We start from the raw sequence: 19,395 nt of genomic DNA, 5'->3' as shown, positions 1-19,395 counted from the left end.
GAAAAATATGCTCAATTGCCGTGGTGACGGCGTTCTTCATACATATCCGGCCAGCCGATATCCTTGCGGATATCCGCGGGCAGGGCGTTCATGAAACGCTGCGTGCGGATTTCATTGCGCATGGTGCGCACCTTGCCGACATAGTGCTGCATGCCGCGCAGAATGGTGAAACCGTTCATGACCTGTCTCCTCTCTCGCTCTCTCTGATGAAGGCACTATCGCACACCCCTCCTGACAGCAGTCTGTCAGGAGGATGTCAGGGCGCCCGGCGATAATTCCGCTGGATGCCCCTGCTGAGAAAGAGCCTGGCATCTCGCTGCCCTCGTGTCTCGCCACAGCAAGCCTCAGGGTGCCGATTGTTCATCAATGAAGTGACAATTGATGCACGATTGTTCACCGGGTGGCGACAGTCTGTCGGGGCGGGCGGCCTTCAGCGAGGCGGCCTCCGTTCTGATATGAAAGGAGAAAATTCTTCCCCAAAACCAGGGAGACGACCATGAGCCTGCAACTGACAGGGATACACCACCTGACCGCCATCACAGCCAATGCGCCCGGCAATCTTCACTTCTATACGAGGGTGCTGGGTCTGCGGCTGGTGAAGAAGACGGTGAACCAGGACGATACCTCGGCCTACCACCTTTTCTATGCCGACGGCGAGGCAACACCGGGCACCGACCTCACCTTCTTCGACTGGCCGGTTGGGCGCGAGCGGCGTGGCACCCACAGCATCGCGCGAACCAGCCTGAGGGTCGGTAGCCAGGAAAGCCTTGCCTGGTGGAAGCAGCACCTCTCCGCCGAGGGCATCGAGACAAGCGAGATTGCCGACATTGGCGGTTATCCGTCGCTGGATTTCGAAGACCCCGAAGGCCAGCGGCTGCGGTTGGTCAGCGATGGCGGCAAGGGCGGCAGCCATCCCTGGGCGCGCAGCCCGGTGCCGGCCGAGCATCAGATCCGCGGGCTCGGGCCGATCGTCATCAGCGTTCCCGACATCACCAACACCGAGGCCGTGCTGACCAGGGTGATGAACATGCGCAGGGTTCGCGACTATGCATCGCCGGACGGGGAGGGCCAGGTCCATGTCTTCGAAATGGGCGCGGGCGGGCCGGCGGCGGAGCTTCATGTCGCGGTGCAACCCGGACTGGCGCCTGCCCGACAAGGCGCCGGCGCGGTTCACCACGTCGCGTTCAGGGCGCCGGACCAGGAGACGCTGCATCAATGGACGGCGCGTCTGGCCGAATTCCGGCTGCCGTCGAGCGGCGAGGTCGAGCGCTATTACTTCCGCTCGCTCTACTTTCGCGAGCCGAACGGGATCCTGTTCGAGATCGCCACGGACGGGCCGGGCTTCACCGCCGACGAGCCGCTGGAGACGCTGGGGGAAAGCCTGGCCCTGCCGCCGTTCCTCGAAGCAAAGCGCGCCTCGATCGAAGCCGGCCTCAAGCCGCTGAAATAGATCGCTTTCCAGCCAGGGTCGGCGCCACGTTCCGCAATCGTGGCGCCGGCCCTGCCATTGTGGGCGCGGATGAATGGCAGGCTTTGACAGCCTGGCGTGTTGCTGCTCAAAAGGCGGCATGTCGAAACGCCTCGCCCCCGCCGCCAAGCCATGACCGTCAGCCAGTCGATAAAGCAGCCCGGTTGGGCAGGCCTGGCGCGATGGGGCGATTCCCAGGTGCTGCCCATCTTGCTGCTGGCGGCGATCTCGGCATTGCTGGCCTTCTGCAACCTCGACTTTCCGTACGGAATCCAGCCGGACGAGCCGATCAAAGTGGCGTTTGCCGCAGGGCAGCACCACAATTATGCACATCCGCCATTGCTGATCGTACTGGCCCGCTTCGCGGGATGGCTTTGGGGCGCATCGAGTGACCATGACTATCTGCTGGTCGGGCGCAGTGTCAGCGCCCTAGCCTCGGTTGCCGCAAGCGTCCTCTTCTACGTCGTCTTGCGACGCCACGCCGATGGCACCAATGCCTTCCTGTGGGCGTGTGTTTTCGCGGTGTCGCCGGCCATCGCGGTTCATGCGCATTACTTCAAGGAAGACGCCGTCCTGGTCTTCGCCATCTGTGTCGGGCTGCATGCACTGGTGCGGTTGAAGGAACAGGTCAGCACGGTAAATCTTGTCTATTTCGGATTCGCGCTCGGGCTCGCCGTGACGGCGAAATATGTGGGCGCCGGCAACAGCCTCGTTCTCTTTGTCGTGGCGGTCGTCGCCTGCCGCCTCAGTCTCCGGCAAAGCGTCATCGTTGTCGCCATGGACGCGCTTACGGTGGTCGCCATATTCGGCGTGTCGCTGTTGACCGAAACCGGAAGCGGGCTTTCTACCGTGCTCAGTGGCCTTCGCACGGAACTGGCGCACGCCGAATCGGGCCACGACCTCAAGGAGTGGTTCTGGGATGGCTATGGGCTCACGCATTTCCGCTACCATCTGATCCCCAGCCTGACAGGGCCTGCCTTGGCTATCGCCCTTGGGGTAATCGCGATCGCCATCGTCGCCGACCGCAACAGATATGTTGCCGCTTACGCCGGCGGGGCTTTCATCTGGCTCTTCCTGCTGGAGCTCTCGCCGCTCAAAATCGTCGGCCAGATGCGCTACATCCTGCCGGTTGTTGTCTACCTGCTGCTGGCCGCCGGCATCGCCTGTTCAAGGTCGATCACGCCTCGAAGCCGGCTGGCGGCGATTGGGCTTGGACTTGTCGCCATGGTTGCCAGCGCGTATGCCGGCATGGCGTATGTCGCCAACCTCGACCGGCAAACAGATACGCGCTTTGCGGCCATGCGCTTCCTTGAAAAGCAAGGCATCACGCGTTTCGTGGCGGACTATCCCCTGGGAGAACCGGCAACGGTAACCAGGGACTACCGCGATCTCGCGCCAGCTGATTACCTCGTATCTTTGAAATTTCAGCGGTACATACGCGGCGGCGGGCTGAGCGCGCAGAATCCGAGAATATACGAGCTTGCCGATATGTTCCGCTGCCTCGACAGCCATGTCACGGCACAATTCTCGAAGCCATACGGGGACTATGGCTTCGTTGCCCCGACGGTAAGGATCTATGACCTGCGCGATGCACGATCCTGCATCCCCCAGAATGGAACATAGATGGCCGAAAGCGGACTTGGCAGATAGGAGACACTGAAGTCTCCGGCCTGCGGTTTACTTCAGACCAGACGCAGATTTTGACAGCCGGCCACGTTGCTGGTCAAAGGCGGCATGACGAAACTCCTTGCCCTTGTCATCGTTGGTTTCATGGTCATCCAGCTGATCAAGCCGATCGGCTGGCCCGGGCTGAAGCGCCGCAGCGATTTCTGGAAGCTGGCGCTGCTCGCCATGGCGGCGATTTCGCTGGCGGCCGTGCTTGGACATTTGACATAGGCTTCGGGCGGCGATGGTCAGTCGCCAAGCACCGGACCGACAAGATGTTCCGCCCAGGCGCGGTAGCCGGCTTCGGAGGCGTGAAAACCGTCGGAGGCAAAGCCCTGTTCGGGATTGGTGATCGGCAGGCGCGGCGCCGGCACCGCGCCGCGCTCGAAACAAAGGCGTTCACCCATCCGGTTCATCGCGGCGGCGCGGACTTCGAGGATCTTGCCGAGCAATGCCGGCATGGCCGGCGCGCGGGTGAACTCCAGCACCGGCGACCACACCACGCGCGCCTCCGGCCATTTGGCGCGCAGCGCATAGAGCAGGCCGCCGAATTCCTTCTTGAAGCGTGGCACGGAATGAAAATTCTTGGTGTCGTTGGTGCCGATGGCAAGCACGATATGCGTCCACGGATCGGCCGACAGATTGGGCAGGACATGGTCGCGGATCTGGCCTGACGTGGCGGAGTTGAAGCCGGCCGCCCGCCATCGTACGGCGCGTCCGGTGCGTTGGGAGATCAACACGGCGAGTTGTGCCGCAAGCCCGTTCTCGGAATTGCCGATGCCGACCGAAGCGGCCGAGGAATCGCCCAGCACCAGCAGCGAGATCGCGGGCGCCGTGCCGGCGAGGTCGTGCATGACCGGACCTTTCGCCGGAAGCATGCGGGAGGTGCGGCGGCGCACGCCCAGCCCCTGCCAGATGTAGACGGGGAAGGCGAGCCAGGTGAGAAAGGCCGGGACAGGCATGGGCAAATCCGAGAAGTGACCAGCGGCAGGCTGTGTCTCTTTATTCTTAAGCAATTCCGGAACGGAAAACCGCTCACACTTTTCCTGGAATTGCTTAGCGCAAGTCGCGGCCGGCGGGAACGGACCGCCGCAACCCTGACAGCTGCCCCCGCGTCATGCGACGTCCGGCCGCGATCTCTTTTCGTACTCGTCGTGCAGGCGCACCCAGTCCATGGATGTCCTGTAGGGACCCGGCTCGTCCCGGCCTTTCGGCGCCATGTCGAGATATTGGTAGGCGCCGATGAACTGCTCGCTGCCCCGGGCGCGCGACATGAAGGTGAGGAAGATGTCGCCGGTTTCGCCCTTGTAGAAGACGGTGGTGCCCGGCAGGTCCTTCGATGTCAGCACCGGTGTCTCGAAATTGTAGACGGCTTCGCCCGCGGCGATCTGTCTGTCGGAGAAGGATACCTGCATGTCGAAGTTGAAGTCCGAGGCGTAGCAGGACACCCAGTCGAACTTCCAGCCCATACGCTGCCTGTAGGGCAGCAGTTCCGCGAGCGGCGCCCGCGACACCGCGACAAGCGACACGTCATGATGCCTGAGGTGCTGGTTGGCGCCATCCATGTGGTCGGCGACGAAGGCGCAGCTCTCGCAGTGATGGGTCGAGCCCGGCGCGAAGACGAAGTGATAGACGATCAGCTGGCTGCGGCAGCCGAAGAGATCGGCCAGTTTGCGCGGTCCTTGCTCGGTCTCGAACACATAGTCCTTGCGCAGCTTCAGCCAGGGCAGTTCCCGCCGCTCGGCCGCGACGCGCTCGCGCAAGCGCGTCAGTTCCTTCTCGCGCGCCAGATGCGCCTTGTGCGCCAGAAACCAGTCCTCCCGCGATACGGCCTTGTTGCGATGCATATGCCTCTCCCTGTCGGTCGCCCCAAGGACGTTCGGGACGGGCGTAATCCGACATCGCGGCCGGAAATGCCGCAGAGGACATAAGGATGGTCGGGCAAGATCCCAAGTTCTGGCCCAATTGCTAGATCAGGCTCTAGGCTCGACAAGCAAAACCCGGGCGATAGAGCGTTACCGGCGAAAACGGAATCGCCGGTAACGCTCTATCTTTTTGTTTTGCCGCAATTTCCGGACGCAAAACCGCTTCGCACTTTTGCTGGAATTGCTCCAGGCCCGGGTCTTCGATGCGATGGCGCCGATGCTCAGGCGGCGTTTTCCAATGCCGGCTGCCATTTTCCAAGCGCGGCCAGGTAATTCATGTGGGCGCGATGGGTGAAGGCGGCCTGGCCGGCGGCGACGTTGGCGGCCTTGCCGCTCCATGCCTTCTGCGGCGCTGCCTGCAGCGCGCGGCCATAGGAGAAGGTCAGCTTCCACGGATGCGGGCCGATGGCGTTGATAGCGTTGAGGTTGGCCGTCGCCTCCTCGTCTTCCTGGCCACCTGAGAGGAAGGCGATACCAGGCACCGCGGCCGGCACCGTTTCGCGGAACAGCTTTATCGTCTTCTCGGCGACTTCTTCGGGGCTGTCCACCGTGCCAGATTTCTTGCCCGACAGCACCATGTTGGGCTTCAGGATCGTGCCTTCGAGCACGACGCGGGCCGCGTAAAGCTCGTCGTAGAGCTTCGTCAGTGTTGCCCTTGATACCTGGTAGCAGGTATCGATGTCATGGGCGCCGTCCATCAGCACTTCCGGCTCGACGATCGGCACGATCCCGGCTTCCTGGCAAAGGGCGGCGTATCGGGCCAGCGCATGGGTGTTGGACCTGATAGAGGTCGCCGACGGCACGCCCTTGCCGGTGTCGATGTCGATGACCGCCCGCCATTTGGCGAAGCGGGCACCGAGCTTGTAATAGTCGGCCAGGCGTTCGCGCAGGCCGTCGAGCCCTTCGGTTATGGTGTCGCCGGGAAAGCCGGCCAGTGACTTTGCACCGGCGTCGACCTTGATGCCGGGGATGGCGCCCGAGGCCTTGATAATGTCGACCAGGGGCGTGCCGTCGGCGGCCTTCTGGCGGATGGTCTCGTCATAGAGGATGACGCCGGAAATGTACTTCGTCATCGCCTCCTTGGCGCGGAACATCATCTCGCGATAGTCGCGGCGGCTGTCGGCGGTCGATTCGACGCCGATGACGTCGAAGCGCTTCTTGATGGTGCCGGAGCTTTCGTCGGCGGCCAGCAGGCCCTTGCCATTGGCCACGATCGCTTCGGCAATGTCTTCGAGACGTTCGCTCATCATGCTTCTCCTCAACCGGTTGGTCTGCGCCTAGCAGAACACTACCGCCAAAGGAATGACGCCGGAAAGCTCGAATCGATTGAAAGTCACCGGCCCTGCCGGTGGCTCCCCTCGATTTGATCGGATCGTGGCTCCTCAGCGCTTGAGCACGTCGACGCCGGGCAGCGGCTTGCCTTCCATCCACTCCAGGAAGGCGCCGCCGGCGGTCGAGACATAGGTGAAGTCGTCGGCGACGCCGGCATGGTTGAGCGCGGCCACCGTATCGCCGCCGCCGGCGACCGAGACCAGCTTGCCGGCCTTGGTGCGCGCGGCCGCGTGCCTGGCGGCGGCTACCGTCGCGTGGTCGAACGGTTCGATCTCGAAGGCGCCGAGAGGGCCGTTCCAGACAAGCGTCGCGGCGCGGTCGATCCATTCGCCGACGGTCTTCACGGTCTTTTCGCCGACGTCGAGGATCATGCCGTCCGCCGGCACATCGGAGATTGCGACGGTCTCGCAGGCGGCGCCCGCCTTGAACTCCCTGGCAACGACGCCGTCGACCGGCAGGATGATGGCGCAGCCGGCTTCGGCCGCCTCGATCATGATCTGCTTGGCGGTGGCGGCCAGGTCGTGCTCGCACAGCGATTTGCCGACATCGGTGCCACGCGCGGCAAGAAAGGTGTTGGCCATGCCGCCGCCGATCACCAACGCGTCGACCTTCTTCACCAGGTTCATCAACAGGTCGATCTTGGTCGAAACCTTGGCGCCGCCGACGATGGCGACGACCGGCCGGACGGGATTGCCGAGGCCCTTTTCCAGGGCCTCTAGCTCGGCCTGCATGGTGCGGCCGGCAAAGGCCGGCAGCAGGCGCGCCAGGCCCTCGGTCGAAGCGTGCGCCCTATGGGCGGCGGAAAAGGCGTCGTTGACGAAGATATCGCCATTGGCGGCGAGCCTTTCGGTGAAAGCCGGATCGTTCTTTTCCTCGGCTTTGTAGAAACGGGTGTTTTCCAGGAGCAGGACATCGCCCTTGTTCATGGCCGCGACGGCGCTGCCTGCCGCATCGCCGACGCAGTCGCTGGTGAAGCCGACGGGGCGGCCGAGCACCTCGGCGGTCGCCCTGGCAATCGGCTCCAGCGAGAATTCGGGCGAGGGGCCGTCCTTGGGCCGGCCGAAATGGGCGAGCAGGATGACCTTGGCGCCCTTGCCGGAGAGTTCGGCGATGGTCGGCGCGATGCGCTCGATGCGGGTGGCGTCGGTGACCTTGCCGTCGGCGACGGGAACGTTGAGGTCGACGCGCACCAGCACGCGCTTGCCGCTGATGTTGCCGATGTCGTCCAGTGTCTTGAAGGCAGCCATGCCGGTCCCTTTCGTCGGAAAATCGCCGGGACCATACCCCGCATCGGTGACGATGCAAGGCTTTGGCGGTGGCGCCGTGCGAAATTTTGAGGCCGGCCGGGACATAGCCCGTGAAGACTTGCCCCGTTGAGGACGGCGAAACCGGCGGCCGTCGTCAACTTCCGGTCGTGGCCTTTCCAATCGGCGGCTCGGGTGCCTCGTCTCCCGGTACCGCCTCGGTCTCGACCGGCTTGCGCCAGTTGCGGATGAAGGCGCCGAGACGGTCGCCCATCTCACCGGCGCTGAGGAAGACCGGCACCCGCGCCACCGGCGCGGTCGGCTCGAAGGAGAGACCAAGACCCGTGATCCTGCCCTTGTCGTCGACGTCGCGCACGATGAGTTCGATCGGGCCGAGCAACACCCGGTCGGCATATTCGGCATGGCCGCCGAGCCGCGCCGTGACCAGGGCGCCGACGGTGAGCTTCTGTTCCGCCTCGGTCAGGCCCGGCCCGTAAGCTGCTTCCAGTTCAGCTGCGGAGCGAGCCGGGTCGACGGCGAAGGCGCCGAAGAAATCGGCATCCTCGGGATCGACCACCGCCCGGCTCGCGAACAGCTTGTCGAGCAGACGCGGATAGCGGTCCGGCACGAAGATGTAGACCTGGTCGCCGGCGGCCAGCCGGCCCATGTCCTGGAAGCGCATGGAACGGCCGTCGCGCAGCACGAGCGACGGCCGCGCCCAGCGCGGAATGCGTTCGCCACGCGCCACCGGACTGCCGGGCGCGACACGGTAGGCGAGAAGCTCGTGATGGGCCGAGCCGGGGAGTTCGAGCTCGACCTTGTCCAGCGGGCCGAGCCGCGCCGGCACGATCAGGCCGAGCCGCCGCGCCAGCGGGCCGACGGTCCAGCCCTGGATGACCAGCGATACCAGGACAATGATGAAGGCCGCATTGAAGATGGTGCGGCCATGCTCCAGCCCGCCGAGCAGCGGGGTGATGGCGAGCAGGATGGAGACCGCGCCGCGCAGCCCGACCCAGGAGACGAAGGCGACTTCCGGGCGCGGCAGGCGGAACGGGATCAGGCAGAGCCAGACCGCGACAGGCCGCGCGATAAACATCAGGAACAGGCCGAGCGCGATCGCCGGGAGCATGATGGCGGGAAACTGCGAGGGCGTCGCGAACAGGCCGAGGATCAGGAACATGATGATCTGCGCCAGCCACGACATGCCGTCCTGGAAACGCTTCAGGATGGTGACGGCACGGATGTCGGAATTGCCGGCGATGAGGCCGGCAAGATAGACGGCGAGAAAGCCCGAGCCGCCAATGGCGCCGGCCGCGGCGAAAACCATCAGCGACAAGGTCAGCACGAAGATCGGCAGCAGGCCATGGTCGAGATTGAGCCTGTCGACGAGACGCACGATTCCCAGGCCGCCCAGCACGCCGACCACGGCGCCGAGGCCCATGTTGAGCAGGAAGCCGAGGACCAGGTTGGTGGCCAGGACATTGGCCTCGGGATTGGCATGTGCGGCGATGATCTCGACCAGGGTGATGGTCAGGAAGATGGCGATCGGATCGTTGGTGCCGGATTCCACTTCAAGCGTGGAGCGCACGCGCTCGCGCAAATTGATCTCGCCCGCCCGCAGCAGGAAGAAGACGGCGGCGGCGTCGGTCGAGGCAACCGAGGCGCCCAGCAGGAAGGATTCCAGCCAGTTGAGGTCCAGCAGATAGTAGGCGGCGGCGCCGAACAGGCCGGTCGTCAGGATGACGCCGACCGTGGCCAGCGAGAGCGCCGGCCCGGCCGCCTGCCGCAAGGCGTTGAGCGGCGTGCCGAAACCGGAATCGAACAGGATGATGGCCAGCGCCAGTGAGCCGGCAAAATAGGCGACGCGGGCGTTGTCGAACTCGATGCCGAGGCCGTCGACGCCGCTGGCAAGTCCGATGCACAGGAACAGCAGCAGGAGCGGGGCGCCGAAGCGAAACGCGATCAGGCTCGAAAACGCGGCGGCGACGACAAGCGCTGTGCCCACCAGCGTGACGAGATAGATCGCATGCTCCATCCGTGATTTGCCCCTCGAATTCCTCTGTTTCCGGCTTTACGTGAGAGTGGGGCGAAGGCGTGGCCGGCGCAAGGCGGCAGGATGGTTTTTTGGCCAAACATCGTCATTCCAGGGCGAAGCAGGAGTGAAGCTCCGTCGCGAAGACCCTGGAATCCATTCCGTGATATCAGCCATGGAGCGCGGTCCTGCGCCGCGTCGCTTCGCCCCTTGCTCCACCATGGAGTGACGAAGCTGATAGGGCAAAACGAAAACGCCCGGACGAAGCCGGGCGTTTCAAGCTGTGGGACGAGGCCTGCAGATCAGGCGATGGTCTTGCCGAAAGCGACGGCGGTGTCCGACATGCGATTGGAGAAGCCCCATTCATTGTCGTACCAGGACAGCACCGAAACGAAGTTGCCGTCCATGACCTTGGTCTGGTCGAGCGCCATGATCGACGAATGCGGATCGTGGTTGAAGTCGATCGAGACGTTCGGGTGATGGGTGACGCCCAGTACGCCCTTGAGCTTGCCATTCGAGGCGGCGATCACCGCATCATTGATTTCCTGCACGGTGGTCGGACGCTTGGCGATGAACTTGAAGTCGACGACCGAGACGTTCGGGGTCGGCACGCGGATCGAGATGCCGTCGAGCTTGCCCTTGAGGTCGGGCAGCACGAGGCCGATCGCCTTGGCGGCGCCGGTCGAGGTCGGGATCTGCGACAGGGCGGCGGCGCGGGCGCGGTAGAGGTCCTTGTGCATGGTGTCCAGCGTCGGCTGGTCGCCTGTATAGGAATGGATCGTCGTCATCATGCCTTTTTCGATGCCGACCGTCTCATGCAGCACGGCGGCCAGCGGCGCCAGGCAGTTGGTGGTGCAGGACGCATTGGAAACGACGACATGGTCCTTGGTCAGCTTGTCGTGGTTGATGCCGTAGACGACGGTCAGGTCGGCGCCTTCGGCGGGCGCCGAGACCAGAACGCGCTTGGCGCCGGCCGTCAGGTGGGCGGCGGCCTTGTCGCGGGCGGTGAAGATGCCGGTGCATTCCATCGCGATGTCGATGCCCAGTTCCTTCCACGGCAGCTGGGAGGGATCCTTGATGGCGGTGACCTTGAACTTCTCCTTGCCGACGGAGATCTGGTCGCCATCGACCGACACTTCATGCGGGAAGCGGCCGTGCACACTGTCGTAGCGCAAGAGATGCGCGTTGGTCTCGACCGGGCCGAGATCGTTGACGGCTACGACCTGAATGTCCTTGCGGCCGGACTCATGGATGGCGCGCAGGATGTTGCGGCCGATGCGGCCAAATCCGTTGATGGCAACTCTGACGGTCATGTTTCTCTCCCCGGGGAGCTGGAGGGCAGACTGATGGTCCGCAGCTTCATAGCGGCGGACCGACAAAGAATCCAGCCGTCCAGCGGCTGGATTTAAATCGATTAGGTTAGGCCAGTCCGGCGAAGCCGCAAGGATTTCGCCGGCCGCTGATCCCTACTTGGCGTGCAGGCGGGCTTCCGCCGCCTTGGCCGCTGCCTCGGCGGTGATGCCGAAATGCGGGTAGAGCTGCTCGATCGTGCCCGACGCGCCGAAGCCGGTCATGCCGATGAAGATGCCATCCGAGCCGATGAGGTGATCCCAGCCCTGACGGATGCCGGCCTCGATCGCCATCTTGACCGGTGCGTCGCCGATGGTCTTCACGCGGTAGTCGTCACTCTGCTTGTCGAAAAGCTCGAAGCAGGGCACCGAGACGACACGGGTCGGGTGGCCATGTTTTTCCAGCAGGTCACGGGCGCCAAGCGCGATCTCGATCTCGGAGCCGGTGGCGAAGATCGTCACCGCCGCCTCACCGCTGGCCGCGGCCAGTTCATACGCGCCCTGGCTCGACAGGTTCCTGGCCGAGTGTTCGGTGCGCACGGTCGGCAGGTTCTGGCGCGTCAGCGCCAGCGTCGAGGGCGTCTTTTCGGATTCGAGCGCGATCTGCCAGCATTCGGCGGTTTCCACCGCGTCGGCCGGACGGAAGACGTTGTGGTTGGGGATGGCGCGGAGCGCCGCCATGTGTTCGACCGGCTGGTGGGTCGGGCCGTCTTCGCCAAGGCCGATGGAATCGTGGGTCATGACGAAGATCGAGCGGATGCCCATCAGCGAGGCGAGGCGCATCGAGGGACGGGCATAATCGGAGAAGCACAGGAAGGTGCCGCCGTAGGCGATCAGGCCGCCATGCAGCGTCAGGCCGTTGATGGCGGCCGCCATGCCATGCTCGCGAATGCCGTAGTGGACGTAGCGCTGGCCATAATCGTCCGGCGTGATGTTCTTGGTCTGGCTGGTCTTGGTGTTGTTGGAGCCGGTGAGGTCGGCCGAGCCGCCAATGGTCTCGGGCACCGCGCCGTTGATGACTTCCAGCGCCATTTCCGAGGATTTGCGGGTGGCGACCTTCGGCTTGTCCGCCGAAAGCTTCTTCTTGTAGTCGCCAATGACGGTGTCGAAATTGGCCGGCAGCTTGCCACTGAGCCGGCGCTCGAACTCGGCCTTCAGTTTCGGGTCCGCCTTGGCGAGCCGGCCTTCCCAGTCGGCGCGTGGCTTGGAACCGGTCTTGCCGGCTGCGCGCCAGGCGTCGAGGATGTCGGCCGGGATCTCGAAAGGCGGCGACTGCCAGTCGAAGAACTTGCGCGCGCCGGCGATCTCATCGGCGCCGAGCGGCGAGCCGTGCGCCTTGTTGGTGCCTGCCTTGGTCGGGGCGCCGAAGCCGATCGTCGTCTTGCAGGCGATCATCGTCGGTTTGTCGGAATGGCGGGCGGCTTCGATGGCGTAGGCGATGGCCTCGGGATCGGTGCCGTCGATATGGCTGGCGTTCCAGCCGGAGGCCTGGAAGCGGGCGACCTGGTCGGTGTTGTCGGCGAGCGAAACCGGACCGTCGATCGAGATGTTGTTGTTGTCCCAGAAGACGATCAGCTTGTTGAGCTTCAGATGCCCGGCCAGCGCGATGGCTTCCTGGGAAACGCCTTCCATCAGGCAGCCGTCACCGGCCAGCACATAGGTATAGTGGTCGACGAGATCGTTGCCGAAGGCGGCGTTCATGATGCGCTCGCCGAGCGCGAAGCCGACCGAGTTGGCGAGACCCTGGCCAAGCGGGCCGGTCGTCGTCTCGATGCCGGTGGCGTGGCCGTATTCCGGATGGCCGGCGGTCTTGGAACCCAGCTGGCGGAAGTTCTTGATCTGGTCGATGGTCATGTCTTCGTAGCCGGTCAGGTACAGCAACGAATAGAGCAGCATCGAGCCATGGCCGGCCGACAGGATGAAGCGGTCGCGGTCGGCCCAGTGCGGAGCCTTGGGGTCGAATTTCAGGAAGCGGGTGAACAGCACCGTGGCGATGTCGGCGCAGCCCATGGGCAGGCCGGGATGGCCGGAATTCGCTTTTTCGACAGCGTCCATGGAGAGAAAACGGATCGCATTGGCCATCCGGTCATGTTGTTCACGCGACGTCATGGTTCCTCCAGGGTGGGGGTTTGGGGGCTTGGGAGAGCCCTTGAAAAGGGTGCGCGACACATAGCAGGCGCGCGCTTTTAGTCAACAAATCGGGTGCATATTTGCCGGTCTTGTGATGCCGGCGGCGGGCCTACATTAGCGTTAGCGGGGGACAGTCGCGAGAGCTTTGTTGACGCCGCCTTCACCCGGTGCCTAATGTTTCCGGGATAACGCGTTCTGAACGCGAACGATTCGGTGATGGGCAGGGCAGGATATAGGCCATGACCGGGGAAACCACGCTCAAGGAAGTCATCGCCAGGCTGGGCAAGGCCATCGAGGGGCTGGAAAATGCCGTCGCGGCCAAGCTGGAGCATGAGCGAGATTATTCGGAAGCCGAGGCAGAAGTGCAGCGGATGAACGCCGACCGCTCGCGCCTGGCGCAGGAGCTCGACAATTCCGAAGCGCGCGCCGAACGGCTGGAAGATGCCAACAAGGAAGTGTCGCGACGGCTGGTGACCGCCATGGAAACCATCCGCGCCGTGTTGGACAGATAGGAGCTGGCCCATGGCACAGGTCACGGTTTCAATCGACGGCAAGCAGTATCGCATGGCCTGCGACGAAGGCCAGGAAGAGCATCTGATCGATCTCGCCGAGCGCTTCGACCGTTATGTCTCGCATCTGAAGGACTCTTTTGGCGAGATCGGCGACCAAAGGCTGACCGTGATGGCCGGCATCATGGTGATGGATGAGCTCTCTGAGTTGCAGAAACGCGTCAAAGGCATGGAGAGCGAGGTGCTGACCTTGCGCAAGACGCGCGACGAGGCGCTGACCAAGGCCGACAAGAGCGACAGCGTGCTGACCAACGCGCTCGGCGCGCTGGCTCAGCGCATGGAAGACTTGACGGCGACGCTGGCCATCAACAAGGCCTGAGCGGGCGCGGATCGCTTCCGGCATGGAAGGTTCTTGTAGGCCGGGATAGCCGGCCGCATGAAAATGCTCTTTCCTGCGCCGACAAGAGTTTCATATTATCCTGCAGTCGCAATTTTTGCGCTAAGATGCGGCCATGGCGGGGTGTGGGCGCCTTGACTGCGGCACGGTGTGCCGCCCGCCGCGCTGACCGCTGACCGGATTTGCCATAGGGGAAATGTGCCATGAGTCTTCGTATCAACGACATCGCGCCGGACTTCTCCGCCGAGACCACGCAAGGGACCATCAAGTTCCACGACTGGATCGGCGACGGCTGGGCGATCCTGTTCAGCCACCCGAAGAATTTCACGCCGGTCTGCACGACCGAGCTCGGCACGATGGCGGGGCTGGAAGGCGAGTTCAAGAAGCGCAACGTCAAGATAATCGGCATCTCCGTCGATCCGGTCGCCAGCCACGACAAATGGCAGGCCGACATCAAGACGGCGACCGGCCATTCGGTGAACTACCCGCTGATCGGCGACAAGGACCTCAAGGTCGCCAAACTCTACGACATGCTGCCGGCCGGTGCCGGCGAAACCTCGGAAGGCCGCACGCCCGCTGACAACGCCACCGTGCGCTCGGTCTACGTCATCGGGCCGGACAAGAAGATCAAGCTGGTGCTCACCTATCCGATGACCACGGGGCGCAACTTCGACGAGATCCTGCGCGCGGTCGATTCCATGCAACTCACCGCGAAGCACCAGGTGGCGACGCCGGCGAACTGGAAGCAAGGCGAGGACGTCATCATCACCGCCGCCGTTTCAAACGAGGATGCGATCAAGCGCTTCGGCGCGTACGATACCATCCTGCCTTATCTCAGGAAGACCAAGCAGCCTTCGGCCTGACCTTCTTTCGCCCGCGCCGTTTCGTTTTCTGTCCTTTTTCCAGCAAGGCGTGCTTGACGGGCGCGCCTTGCTAGATAACCGTACCCTCATTGTGCCCTGACGGGGAAAACCATTCTGTCGGGCTTGAGGGAGGCCGGACGTTGGACACTGCCTTGGTCAGACCGCGCGTCGCCGGCTTTTACGACAAGCCGACCGGGGCCATCCAGTATGTCGTCACCGATCCCGCGACGAAGCGTTGCGCCATCATCGATCCGATCCTCGATTTCGACGAGAAATCCGGCGCCACGGCGACGAGGAGCGCGGACGCTTTGCTCGATTTCGTCAGCGAAAATGAGCTGGAACTCGAGTGGATCCTCGACACCCATCCGCACGCCGACCATTTCTCGGCCGCGCACTATCTCAAACAGAAGACCGGGGCGCCGACGGCGATTGGCGACCGGATCGTCGATGTCCAGGCCCTGTGGAAGGTCATCTACAACTGGCCGGATTTTCCGGCCGACGGCTCGCAATGGGACAGGCTGTTCGCGCAAGGCGCGACCTTCCGGATCGGAACCATCCCGGTCAAGGTGCTTTTCTCGCCTGGACATACGCTGGCATCGATCACCTATGTGGTCGGCGATGCCGCCTTCGTCCATGATACGCTGTTCATGCCCGACAGCGGCACGGCGCGGGCGGATTTCCCCGGCGGCAGCGCCACGCGGCTCTGGCGCTCGATCCAGGACATTCTGGCGTTGCCGGACGAGACCCGCGTCTTCGTCGGGCATGACTACCAGGCCGGCGGCCGCGAACCCTTGTGGGAAAGCACGGTGGCCGTGCAGAAGGCGACCAACATCCATCTTGTGGCCGCGCGCGACGAAGCCGAGTTCGTCGCCTTGCGCGAGGCGCGCGACCGGACGCTGCCGATGCCGCGGCTGATCCTGCATGCTCTGCAGGTCAACATGAACGGCGGCCGGCTGCCAGAGCCGGAAGCCAATGGAAGGCGGTATCTGAAGTTTCCGCTGGATGGGTTGTGAAGGCGCGGTGCTGCGCGATCAGTCCCTTCTCCCCGTCACTATACGGGGAGAAGGTGGCGGCAGCCGGATGAGGGGCGGCGCTGACGCTTGTTGTGATCGTCCCGCTGCTGGTGACAAGCCCGCGATATTGGCGCTGCCCCTCATTGTCCTGCCGGACATTTCTCCCCGTAGAGTGACGGAGAGAAAGGGCTGTCGCGCGGGTTTCGCCAATTGCTGGCATCGCAAAAAAGGCGGCGCCGGTTTCCTGGCGCCGCCTTCTGTTTTGTAGCCGAACCCGGCTTTACGCCGCCGGCTGTGCCTCGATGGTGCGCAGCGCCTGGGTCTGGCGCTTGGCGGCAGCCTTGACCGCGTCCTGCACCTTCTCGAAGGCGCGCACCTCGATCTGACGCACGCGCTCGCGGCTGATGTCGAACTCGGCCGACAGTTCTTCCAGCGTCAGCGGCTCCTCGGCGAGGCGACGTGCCTCGAAGATGCGCCGCTCGCGATCGTTGAGCACCGCAAGGGCGCCCGACAGCATGCCGCGCCGGTTTTCCAGCTCGTCCTGCTCGATCAGCATTTCTTCCTGGCTCTCATGGTCGTCGACCAGCCAGTCCTGCCATTCGCCGGACTCGCCTTCGGTGGCGCGGATCGGCGCGTTGAGCGAGGCATCGCCCGACAGGCGGCGGTTCATCGACACCACCTCGGCTTCGGACACATTGAGACGCGTGGCGATCTCGGCGATCTGGTCGGGCTTGAGGTCGCCGTCGTCCAGCGCCTGGATCTTGCCCTTCACCTTGCGCAGGTTGAAGAACAGGCGCTTCTGATTGGCGGTCGTGCCCATCTTGACCAGGCTCCACGAGCGCAGGATGTATTCCTGGATCGAGGCCTTGATCCACCACATGGCGTATGTCGCGAGGCGGAAGCCGCGCTCGGGTTCGAATTTCTTGACGGCCTGCATCAGGCCGACATTGCCTTCCGAGATCACCTCGCCGATCGGCAGGCCGTAGCCGCGATAGCCCATGGCGATCTTGGCGACGAGCCTGAGATGGCTGGTGACGAGCTTGTGCGCGGCGGATGTGTCCTCATGCTCGGCATAACGCTTGGCGAGCATGTACTCTTCCTGCGGCTGAAGCATCGGAAAGCGGCGGATTTCTTCCAGATAGCGGCTGAGGCCGCCTTCACCGGAAACGATACTGGGTAGTGACTGGGCCATGATAGCGCCCCCTCTCTATTGGAGTGATGCCCCCGAAACGCGGCGGGCATGTGACGCAAGCACCAAAAGGCTCGCTCGCGACATCCGATCTTATACAGGAACAAAACCAGAAAAGACAGGCATTTGTTCAACGCTAAACAGTGCGTCACGCTGAAGTGAACAATGCCAGTCAGGTTTTTTGATGGCAGGTTCAGAGATTGCGGAAGCCGCCGACGAGTTCCTCCATGTCCCCCGGTATCGGCGCCTCAAACCTCATCGGTAAATGGGTATCCGGGTGGCGAAATGCAAGGAGCCAGGCATGCAAGGCCTGGCGGGAAAATGCCTTGACCTGACTTTTCAGGGGTTCAGGCAGCCGGTTGGCCTTGGTGCGGAAGGCGAGGCCATAGTCGGGGTCGCCGATGACGGGATGGCCGATATGGGCCATGTGGACGCGGATCTGGTGGGTGCGGCCGGTTTCCAACCGGCATTCCACAAGGCTCGCGGTGGCGAATTCGCGCTGCCGTTCGCCGAACTGCTCCTGGACGGCAAAGTGGGTGACGGCATGGCGGGCGTCGTCGCGCCCATCCGGCACCACGGCCCGGCGCACCCGGTCGGCGGCGCGGCCAAGCGGGGCATCGACCGTTCCGGTCGGCCGCTGCGGTATGCCCCAGACCAGCGCCAGATAGGCGCGCTCGAGGTCACCGGTCCGGCCGTGGTCGGCGAAGGCTTCCGACAGCGCCTTGTGGACGCGGTCGGTCTTGGCCACCACCATGACGCCGCTGGTCTCCTTGTCGAGACGGTGCACGATGCCCGGACGGCGCACGCCGCCAATGCCCGACAGGCTGTCGCCGCAGTGGTGGATCAGCGCGTTGACCAGCGTGCCGGTCCAGTTGCCGGCGCCCGGATGGACGACGAGGCCCGCCGGCTTGTTGATGACGATCAGTGCACTGTCCTCATAGAGCACGTCGAGCGTGATGTCCTCGCCCCGCGGCTGCGCCGGCTCCGGCTCAGGCATGACAACCGACACGCTCTCGCCGGCGCTCATCTTGCGCTTGGTTTCCTCGACCGGCTTGCCATCGACCATGACGGCGCCCTGCCGGATCAGCATCTGTACGCGGCTGCGCGACAGATCGGGCCCAAGCCGGGCCGCCAACCATTGATCGAGCCGTTGGCCGGCCGCTTCCGCGTCCGTCACCAGCACGGTCGGTTCGGCCTCCATCATTTCGTCCTCTATCAATTGAGGGGCCTCTTCGCTATGAGCGCTCATCGAAAAACCATTCCGGAATATTTGCCATGGCCCGGCCCGATGCCGATGACGAACAGGAAAAGCCGCTTGACCCCGAGGTCGACAAGCTGCGCGGCAAGCTCGTCCGCTTCATGGCCGTCAATCTAGGCCTTCTCTTCCTGGCTCTTATGGTGGTGATCGCGGCGATTGTCTACAAAGCCCGCAAGGCGCCCCCGGCCAACCCGCCGCTTTCGGGCGATGTCCAGACACCGCCGGGTGAGCTTGCCAGCGGCGACATCGTGTTGCCGGTCGGCGCCAAGGTGGTCAGCCAGTCGCTTTCGGGCGACCGCCTTTCGATCGACGCCGAACTGGCCGACGGCAGCCGCGCCATCTTCCTCTACGACATCGCCGGGCGCCGCCTGATCGGCCAGTTCGCGATCCGCAACAAATAGGCGGGCGGCGGTGCACAGACAGGTTTGCCGCTGACATGACCGGGTTTGCCGAACATCGCCGTGTCGCGACCGTGGCGCTTGTCGTTGCCGACTATGACGAAGCGATCGCCTGGTATGTCGGGAGCCTGGGTTTCGTGCTGCTCGAGGATGTCGATCTCGGCGGCGGCAAGCGCTGGGTGACGGTGGCGCCGGCCAACGGGCAGGGCGCCCGGCTGCTTCTTGCCGAAGCGTCCGACGAGGCGCAGCGAAAAAGCATCGGCAACCAGACCGGCGGCCGGGTCTTTCTCTTTCTCGAAACCGAGGATTTCGCCCGTGACCACCAGGCGATGCTGGAAAAGGGCGTCGAATTCCGCGAGGCGCCTCGCTTCGAGCCCTATGGCACGGTCGCGGTTTTCGCCGATCTCCATGGCAATCTGTGGGACCTGATCGAGCCGAAACGGCGCGGCTGATCCGCGCCTTCGGACAAAGTCCGCAAAGCGGCCGACCCCCCGTTGCTTTTTGCCGGCCGCCAGCCTATGTAGCCGGTTCTTGAGCGCGCCCATCGTCTAGCGGTCAGGACACCGCCCTCTCACGGCGGGAACAGGGGTTCGATTCCCCTTGGGCGTACCAAGCTTCCCAAC

General features: G+C 63.9%; 19 protein-coding genes and 1 tRNA gene. 10 read left to right on the top strand and 10 right to left on the bottom strand.

Annotated elements, in window-relative coordinates:
* Positions 1 to 11: 11 nt before the first annotated feature.
* Entirely contained in the window at positions 12 to 179 is a 168-nt protein-coding gene (locus FFS37_RS10165) for a hypothetical protein (protein ID WP_137930807.1), read from the bottom strand.
* 317 nt (positions 180 to 496) lie between these two features.
* Here FFS37_RS10165 and FFS37_RS10160 point away from each other — a divergent pair, with 317 nt between their 5' ends.
* The 3 genes from FFS37_RS10160 (at position 497) to FFS37_RS10150 (ending at position 3,364) form a co-directional block, all read left to right on the top strand.
* A complete protein-coding gene (locus FFS37_RS10160; RefSeq protein WP_137930806.1) occupies positions 497 to 1,450 on the top strand; it encodes a ring-cleaving dioxygenase in 954 nt (317 codons plus the stop codon).
* A 228-nt stretch (positions 1,451 to 1,678) separates the two neighbouring features.
* Positions 1,679 to 3,091, top strand: a complete 1,413-nt coding sequence (locus FFS37_RS10155; protein ID WP_171026233.1) for a glycosyltransferase family 39 protein — start codon at positions 1,679 to 1,681, stop codon at positions 3,089 to 3,091.
* 111 nt (positions 3,092 to 3,202) lie between these two features.
* Positions 3,203 to 3,364 (top strand): hypothetical protein, encoded by a 162-nt coding sequence (locus FFS37_RS10150; protein ID WP_137930804.1) that lies wholly within the window; start codon positions 3,203 to 3,205, stop codon positions 3,362 to 3,364.
* Between the two features lie 17 nt (positions 3,365 to 3,381).
* On the opposite strand, the gene FFS37_RS10145 is transcribed toward FFS37_RS10150, so the two are convergent.
* The 7 genes from FFS37_RS10145 to tkt all read right to left on the bottom strand — a co-directional run bounded on the left by FFS37_RS10145 (position 3,382) and on the right by tkt (position 13,124).
* A complete protein-coding gene (locus FFS37_RS10145) occupies positions 3,382 to 4,095 on the bottom strand; it encodes an SGNH/GDSL hydrolase family protein (protein WP_137930803.1) in 714 nt (237 codons plus the stop codon).
* Positions 4,096 to 4,248: 153 nt separating this feature from the next.
* A complete protein-coding gene (locus FFS37_RS10140) occupies positions 4,249 to 4,980 on the bottom strand; it encodes a DUF899 domain-containing protein (RefSeq protein WP_137930802.1) in 732 nt (243 codons plus the stop codon).
* A gap of 299 nt (positions 4,981 to 5,279) precedes the next feature.
* Positions 5,280 to 6,305 carry a class I fructose-bisphosphate aldolase gene (locus tag FFS37_RS10130; RefSeq protein ID WP_137930800.1) on the bottom strand — a complete coding sequence of 342 codons (1,026 nt, stop codon included), beginning with the start codon at positions 6,303 to 6,305 and terminating at the stop codon, positions 5,280 to 5,282.
* Between the two features lie 135 nt (positions 6,306 to 6,440).
* Complete coding sequence (locus FFS37_RS10125) at positions 6,441 to 7,637, bottom strand: phosphoglycerate kinase (protein ID WP_137930799.1); 1,197 nt, start codon at positions 7,635 to 7,637, stop codon at positions 6,441 to 6,443.
* A gap of 154 nt (positions 7,638 to 7,791) precedes the next feature.
* On the bottom strand, positions 7,792 to 9,669 hold the full coding sequence (locus FFS37_RS10120) for a potassium/proton antiporter (protein ID WP_137930798.1): 1,878 nt from the start codon (positions 9,667 to 9,669) through the stop codon (positions 7,792 to 7,794).
* Between the two features lie 299 nt (positions 9,670 to 9,968).
* Complete coding sequence (gene gap, locus FFS37_RS10115; protein ID WP_137930797.1) at positions 9,969 to 10,979, bottom strand: type I glyceraldehyde-3-phosphate dehydrogenase; 1,011 nt, start codon at positions 10,977 to 10,979, stop codon at positions 9,969 to 9,971.
* Between the two features lie 153 nt (positions 10,980 to 11,132).
* Positions 11,133 to 13,124, bottom strand: a complete 1,992-nt coding sequence (tkt, locus tag FFS37_RS10110; protein WP_137930796.1) for a transketolase — start codon at positions 13,122 to 13,124, stop codon at positions 11,133 to 11,135.
* Between the two features lie 260 nt (positions 13,125 to 13,384).
* Here tkt and FFS37_RS10105 point away from each other — a divergent pair, with 260 nt between their 5' ends.
* The 4 genes from FFS37_RS10105 to FFS37_RS10090 all read left to right on the top strand — a co-directional run bounded on the left by FFS37_RS10105 (position 13,385) and on the right by FFS37_RS10090 (position 15,927).
* Positions 13,385 to 13,657 carry a DUF4164 domain-containing protein gene (locus FFS37_RS10105; RefSeq protein ID WP_006200774.1) on the top strand — a complete coding sequence of 91 codons (273 nt, stop codon included), beginning with the start codon at positions 13,385 to 13,387 and terminating at the stop codon, positions 13,655 to 13,657.
* A gap of 10 nt (positions 13,658 to 13,667) precedes the next feature.
* On the top strand, positions 13,668 to 14,033 hold the full coding sequence (locus FFS37_RS10100; protein ID WP_056575728.1) for a cell division protein ZapA: 366 nt from the start codon (positions 13,668 to 13,670) through the stop codon (positions 14,031 to 14,033).
* Positions 14,034 to 14,254: 221 nt separating this feature from the next.
* Positions 14,255 to 14,914 carry a peroxiredoxin gene (locus FFS37_RS10095; protein ID WP_137930795.1) on the top strand — a complete coding sequence of 220 codons (660 nt, stop codon included), beginning with the start codon at positions 14,255 to 14,257 and terminating at the stop codon, positions 14,912 to 14,914.
* Positions 14,915 to 15,066: 152 nt separating this feature from the next.
* Positions 15,067 to 15,927: an MBL fold metallo-hydrolase gene (locus tag FFS37_RS10090; RefSeq protein ID WP_232375614.1), complete on the top strand. Its 861-nt coding sequence runs from the start codon at positions 15,067 to 15,069 to the stop codon at positions 15,925 to 15,927.
* Between the two features lie 280 nt (positions 15,928 to 16,207).
* On the opposite strand, the gene rpoH is transcribed toward FFS37_RS10090, so the two are convergent.
* Both rpoH and FFS37_RS10080 read right to left on the bottom strand, forming a co-directional pair.
* Entirely contained in the window at positions 16,208 to 17,119 is a 912-nt protein-coding gene (rpoH, locus tag FFS37_RS10085) for an RNA polymerase sigma factor RpoH (protein ID WP_027053961.1), read from the bottom strand.
* 190 nt (positions 17,120 to 17,309) lie between these two features.
* Positions 17,310 to 18,365: an RluA family pseudouridine synthase gene (locus tag FFS37_RS10080; protein WP_137930793.1), complete on the bottom strand. Its 1,056-nt coding sequence runs from the start codon at positions 18,363 to 18,365 to the stop codon at positions 17,310 to 17,312.
* A gap of 26 nt (positions 18,366 to 18,391) precedes the next feature.
* On the opposite strand from FFS37_RS10080, the gene FFS37_RS10075 reads away from it, so the two are divergent.
* The 3 genes from FFS37_RS10075 to FFS37_RS10065 all read left to right on the top strand — a co-directional run bounded on the left by FFS37_RS10075 (position 18,392) and on the right by FFS37_RS10065 (position 19,384).
* Positions 18,392 to 18,775 carry a fimbrial protein gene (locus FFS37_RS10075; protein ID WP_137930792.1) on the top strand — a complete coding sequence of 128 codons (384 nt, stop codon included), beginning with the start codon at positions 18,392 to 18,394 and terminating at the stop codon, positions 18,773 to 18,775.
* A gap of 35 nt (positions 18,776 to 18,810) precedes the next feature.
* The gene (locus FFS37_RS10070) at positions 18,811 to 19,224 is read left to right on the top strand and encodes a VOC family protein (protein ID WP_137930791.1); all 414 of its coding nucleotides are present in this window, start codon (positions 18,811 to 18,813) and stop codon (positions 19,222 to 19,224) included.
* 85 nt (positions 19,225 to 19,309) lie between these two features.
* Positions 19,310 to 19,384, top strand: a tRNA-Glu gene (locus FFS37_RS10065).
* Positions 19,385 to 19,395 lie beyond the last annotated feature (11 nt).

Origin of the sequence: Mesorhizobium comanense (assembly GCF_005503535.1) — a bacterium.
Taxonomy (GTDB): domain Bacteria; phylum Pseudomonadota; class Alphaproteobacteria; order Rhizobiales; family Rhizobiaceae; genus Mesorhizobium; species Mesorhizobium comanense.
Note: the sequence above shows the minus strand (reverse complement) of the source record. Positions and strands in the feature narration are given on the sequence as shown.

Coding starts and splice junctions, on each gene's coding strand:
- FFS37_RS10165 (WP_137930807.1), bottom strand. CDS start 179: ATGAACGGTTTCACCATTCTGCGCGGCATGCAGCACTATGTCGGCAAG.
- FFS37_RS10160 (WP_137930806.1), top strand. CDS start 497: ATGAGCCTGCAACTGACAGGGATACACCACCTGACCGCCATCACAGCC.
- FFS37_RS10150 (WP_137930804.1), top strand. CDS start 3,203: ATGACGAAACTCCTTGCCCTTGTCATCGTTGGTTTCATGGTCATCCAG.
- FFS37_RS10145 (WP_137930803.1), bottom strand. CDS start 4,095: ATGCCTGTCCCGGCCTTTCTCACCTGGCTCGCCTTCCCCGTCTACATC.
- FFS37_RS10140 (WP_137930802.1), bottom strand. CDS start 4,980: ATGCATCGCAACAAGGCCGTATCGCGGGAGGACTGGTTTCTGGCGCAC.
- FFS37_RS10130 (WP_137930800.1), bottom strand. CDS start 6,305: ATGAGCGAACGTCTCGAAGACATTGCCGAAGCGATCGTGGCCAATGGC.
- FFS37_RS10125 (WP_137930799.1), bottom strand. CDS start 7,637: ATGGCTGCCTTCAAGACACTGGACGACATCGGCAACATCAGCGGCAAG.
- FFS37_RS10120 (WP_137930798.1), bottom strand. CDS start 9,669: ATGGAGCATGCGATCTATCTCGTCACGCTGGTGGGCACAGCGCTTGTC.
- gap (WP_137930797.1), bottom strand. CDS start 10,979: ATGACCGTCAGAGTTGCCATCAACGGATTTGGCCGCATCGGCCGCAAC.
- tkt (WP_137930796.1), bottom strand. CDS start 13,124: ATGACGTCGCGTGAACAACATGACCGGATGGCCAATGCGATCCGTTTT.
- FFS37_RS10105 (WP_006200774.1), top strand. CDS start 13,385: ATGACCGGGGAAACCACGCTCAAGGAAGTCATCGCCAGGCTGGGCAAG.
- FFS37_RS10100 (WP_056575728.1), top strand. CDS start 13,668: ATGGCACAGGTCACGGTTTCAATCGACGGCAAGCAGTATCGCATGGCC.
- FFS37_RS10095 (WP_137930795.1), top strand. CDS start 14,255: ATGAGTCTTCGTATCAACGACATCGCGCCGGACTTCTCCGCCGAGACC.
- rpoH (WP_027053961.1), bottom strand. CDS start 17,119: ATGGCCCAGTCACTACCCAGTATCGTTTCCGGTGAAGGCGGCCTCAGC.
- FFS37_RS10080 (WP_137930793.1), bottom strand. CDS start 18,365: ATGAGCGCTCATAGCGAAGAGGCCCCTCAATTGATAGAGGACGAAATG.
- FFS37_RS10075 (WP_137930792.1), top strand. CDS start 18,392: ATGGCCCGGCCCGATGCCGATGACGAACAGGAAAAGCCGCTTGACCCC.
- FFS37_RS10070 (WP_137930791.1), top strand. CDS start 18,811: ATGACCGGGTTTGCCGAACATCGCCGTGTCGCGACCGTGGCGCTTGTC.